Raw genomic sequence first — 4,487 nt, forward strand, 5'->3', positions numbered from 1 at the left:
GAAATTCAAATGATCAGGAACCTTTTTTCGTTAGAGAATTTGGATGAATAGTCCAATTTCATCCCGATTGCTATCGTGGATGGAAGGATAAAAGGGTAGGACAAGGCTTTTAGAAATGATCCCTATGGATCATTTTTGCCTTGGGCCAGGTGTAGGGTAGGCAAATCCCACCCAGCCGCAGCATCAGATGTATACTAGGCTTAGAAGGGAATTGTAATTCCATCCAGTCCAAAATCAATCGCTATACTACACCTAGTTGGGAGCCTCAGAGTAGCCTTATCTTAAAAGTAGAGGAAAGACAAGAATTCGTTCCGGATAGTCTTCTCCATCAGTCAAAATTAATCCATGAAGGTTAAGGTATGGATTTAGTTGAATAGAAAACTTTTTGGTAACAAAGAATTCCGTCTCTAAGCCTAGCCCTGCTCTTCAGGAATTTTAAATTCAAGAGGTTCAACAGGAAGGCTCGTCTTCGACTTTTTTGATGCATCGGATATAATGGCCTTCAAAAAAAAAGGAACCTCGGGTTGTGAGTTTTAATTCATTATTTCCTACATCCAAAGAGGCTATTCTGTTGGGCACATTTGGTCCAATTACCCACCATCCCACAAAAATATTCTCGCTTTCATAAATATTGTTGTTAATTTTCATCCCTCCCGGTTTTGCATTAAATCCCGATTCATTGGTAGAATTGAATATTGATTCTTTCCATGTACTTCGGCTCTTTAATTTTTTTCCTGCAACACTAAGTCCTCCTAGTTCATTGGCCATATTTGTAAAATCCTGAAATGTGGGAATCCCCCAGCCTTCGGGACACAAGCAGCCAACATAGGAATGGAAATTATACAATTTACCATACTCCTTGTCATTTTCAGGATCATTATCATAGTAGGAAAAGGATGCATAATCAAAATCTATGGGATTGTAAGGGTTTGGTGAAGGCCAATATTCTCTTTCCTGAATAAGTTTCCCATCTTTTCTGGTGATATTTCGAAGGTTTTCCGCCATCCACCACTGATTTCCGATTTTGACGGTCTGGTACTCATTTCCCTCCCGGTCTTGGACTGTTCCAAATTCCGGTATGGAGAAGTCCATTAACTCTTCTGAACCATTTCCATCTGTGACTTTTACTGAATAGTTACCTGCGTTAAACTTCACCTGCTTTTGTTCTGTGACCCCATTGCTCCACTCAATTTGATAGGGGAGCTCTCCGGAAAGAATCTGCAAGTTAGCGGTACCGCTGTCAAAACTCAGATCCAGGATTAATTCAGAAGTTTTTGCCATCGTTCCTTTGATAAATCTGGAAACTGAAAAGCCGGACTGGACAAAATTAAGTGTAAACTGAAAGTCTTGGAGTTCAGTTTTTTTTCTCTCAAAAGTCAACAATACCTGATCTCCTTGTTGGCTTGTTTGGGAAACAATTACGTCTGGATTTGAGATGGCCTCAACTTCGAAACTGTAATCAATCAATGGTTTTTCCTCTTTCTGATTGCCTAAGTAGAAATAGTGTTGAGCGCTTGAAATGGGAGGCAAATCAAGTTTCTTCTTTTCATTCAAAGCATATAAAAACTTTTGATCTGCCAATTTTTGAAATTTGTCTATATCAAAATAACTCGCGATAAACCCCAATCTATTTGGATCAAGATATAGACTCCTGTCAAATTCATTTAATCGGGAATAAACCCCTGTTAATTTGAAACCCAAGGTATCCCCAGAATTAAAAATAATAGGATCGATGCCTACCGGACCCCATTTAGTTTCCAGCAATACATCTCTTAAAATAGGGCAGGAAAACACCTTCTGAGCCAAAAATTCAATTATTCCATTGTGCCTCCAAATCAAATCTCCTATAAAAGCCAAAAGTGCATCGTTAATTCCCGAAGAAGGCAAATAAACCATGTTTGACTTTAGTTTTCTTTGACTATCACCTTCATCAAAAGAATTTTTGGAATAAACAGCGAATTGAGCTTCTAAGCAGTTTTCAAACGCTCCTTCAACTTTAAAATAATAGGGAATCAGTTTATAAAAGTCATTTCTATAAATGATATATATCAATTCATTTTTTTCAGAAGGAGATAATTGAGATAATTTGGATTTAAAATAACCGGTCCATTTTTCTGCTTCCTGAGCATAAAATTTCAATCGGAAATCGGTTTTTAGGCTGTCATTGATGACATCGCTACCGGAAAAGTACTCATTCCAAAACCCTGAAATATCAGCTATTTCAAATGGTTTGTCTACTACTGTAACGTCCCATATTCTGAATTCGTAACCGATTTTGAGTTTTAGCTGCTGGGTTCCTGCCGGAAGATTCGGTACAACAAAAATTACCACATCTCCAGTTTTGCCGGCTGAAATGGGAACACCCCCCAATTCTCCTTCAAAAGTAATTAGGCTATCATCCGGATTCTCCTCCATTGCTCCTGGATAGAAACTGATTATCTGATGAGTAACAAATTCCGTCCTGACCGTTCCGATATATTTCTCTTTGACCAATACAGGAACCTCTTCTACATCACAGGCTGAGAGCGTTAGGATAACTATTGCAGAAAGAAAAATATACCATCTCATGGCTTAAGATTTATTGGTAATCAGATCTAAAATCCATACTAAAGTTCTGCATTATAAAAGTTAACTCAGAGAAAAAAATCCATAATTATTGGCATTTTCCGCAAATTGAAAAAACAGTTTTAGTAAAAATTAGCTTTCCCCCATTTTTCAACTTCCCCTTTGCGGATGATTTTTTGGCTTCGGGGCCTTTGATGGGACCTGCTTTTTCATCCAACCATACGATGGCACCGGTAAGGGAGTATAAGAATCATTCAAGCCCATCCATCAGCTCTCCCCATCTATACCAGCGTTATCCTTTAGTATACCTTCCGTTAACCTTCCGTACACCTTCCCCTAACCATACTACGTGTCCTAGCTAGGGATACTCCGTGTCTGAGTTAGGGATACTCCGTGTCTGGGTTACTCTTGAGTTACTTCTGGGTCCACTATAATGTTCCCTTTAGCCTAGGGAGAATCCATTTTTCTATCGCTTCTTTTATATTGGAGATCCTACAGTTGTACCTCTTAAACATGACATCCCAAGCTTAGGATATCTTGATTCTTATTTCGATAAACTTATTTTTTCGATTAAATTTCCTCCTGCTTTAGCTGGAGGTGAAAGGAAAGCATAGATCTCCCCGGCTTTAGCCAAATCCTATCCACCTTCATAAATTCAATCTTTTTGTTTTGGCTAAAGCCGATTTTTTGATCGGTATTTATTTATGAATGGGCTAAAGCCACATTCCTATTGAACCTCAATATTCCAAATTGTTATTCCCCTTTCTAAACATTTTCAAGTGTCCAAGACTCACCATGACGCTTCAATCAATTCATCATTATGAATTCAGAATTAATTTTTCTCTCGGCTCTCATACCAATGACGAATTATCGGAGACGTCACTCTGAGTGTAGCGAAGAGTCTCAAAAAGTAAAGAGATGCTTCACCTCCGCAAGCTCCGGTTCAGCATGACGAAGCCGGTAATTCATCATTATGAATTCATCATTATCTTAACTTTCCCCCATTCTCAATTTCCCCTTCCGTATAATCTTTTTGGCTTCGGGACCTTTGATGGGACCTGCTTTTTCATCCAGCCATACAATGGCACCGGTAGGGCAGCGTTGGATCGGAACTTGGGTTTGATGTCTTCCGGAATAGTTGATCACAGGAAGGTTGTACTTCATGGTAATGAGATCGGGTGCATCCATGGCGCATTTGCCGCAAGCGGTACAGCCGACTTCGCAGTCTTCGAGAACACCATCTCCCGCTTCCTGACTTTTGCAGGCCACCCAAAGGCGGCGGCTGATGGGCTGAAGTGTAAAAAGATCCTTGGGACACACTTCCACACAGTCTCCGCAAGCGGTACACTTGGCTTCATCGACTACGGGAAGCCCAAATTCATTCATCGAAATCGCATCAAAATCGCAGACCGTCTCGCAGTCTCCATGTCCGAGACAACCCCAAGAACATCCTTTGCCACCACCCGAAATCAGCGCTGCACCCCGACAACTTGACAGGCCTTCGTATGTTGCTCGGTTGATGGCGACATTGACACCGCCGGCACAAGCCAATCTTGCGACCCGTTTTTCTTCCGCACCTGCATCCACGCCGAGGTAGGAAGCAATGGCTTTTCGGCCATCTTCACTGCTGACGGTACATTTTCCGGGCAGCATATCTCCTTTGACCAAGGCTTCCGCAAAAGGCCTGCATCCTGGGAAGCCACAGGCACCGCAGTTGGCGTGGGGAAGCATGCTTTCGACCTCATCGATCCTTGGATCCTCATAGACATAGAGTTTGGTATTGGCCACGATCAGCATCAGTGCCAAGAGAAGCGTCAGTCCGCCGAGTGCAAGTAAGGCTGTTAGGATGGTCATTTGGTGTGTGGTTATTTGTTAATGGTTATTAGGTGGTCGGATGACCGATGTCCGATGACGGATGTTGT

At 41.4% G+C, this 4,487-nt stretch carries 2 protein-coding genes; both read right to left on the reverse strand.

The features are described 5' to 3' along the window. Window positions 1-450 precede the first annotated feature (450 nt). Window positions 451-2,568, reverse strand: a complete 2,118-nt coding sequence (locus M3O96_RS21745) for a fibrobacter succinogenes major paralogous domain-containing protein (protein ID WP_249725329.1) — start codon at window positions 2,566-2,568, stop codon at window positions 451-453. 987 nt (window positions 2,569-3,555) lie between these two features. After that, on the reverse strand, window positions 3,556-4,419 hold the full coding sequence (locus M3O96_RS21750; protein WP_249725332.1) for an RnfABCDGE type electron transport complex subunit B: 864 nt from the start codon (window positions 4,417-4,419) through the stop codon (window positions 3,556-3,558). Between the last annotated feature and the right edge of the window lie 68 nt (window positions 4,420-4,487).

The organism is Aquiflexum sp. TKW24L (assembly GCF_023502205.1).
GTDB lineage: Bacteria > Bacteroidota > Bacteroidia > Cytophagales > Cyclobacteriaceae > Cognataquiflexum.

Bases quoted from the DNA above. Each gene is read 5' to 3' on its own strand.
- M3O96_RS21745 (WP_249725329.1), bottom strand. From the start codon at position 2,568: ATGAGATGGTATATTTTTCTTTCTGCAATAGTTATCCTAACGCTCTCA.
- M3O96_RS21750 (WP_249725332.1), bottom strand. From the start codon at position 4,419: ATGACCATCCTAACAGCCTTACTTGCACTCGGCGGACTGACGCTTCTC.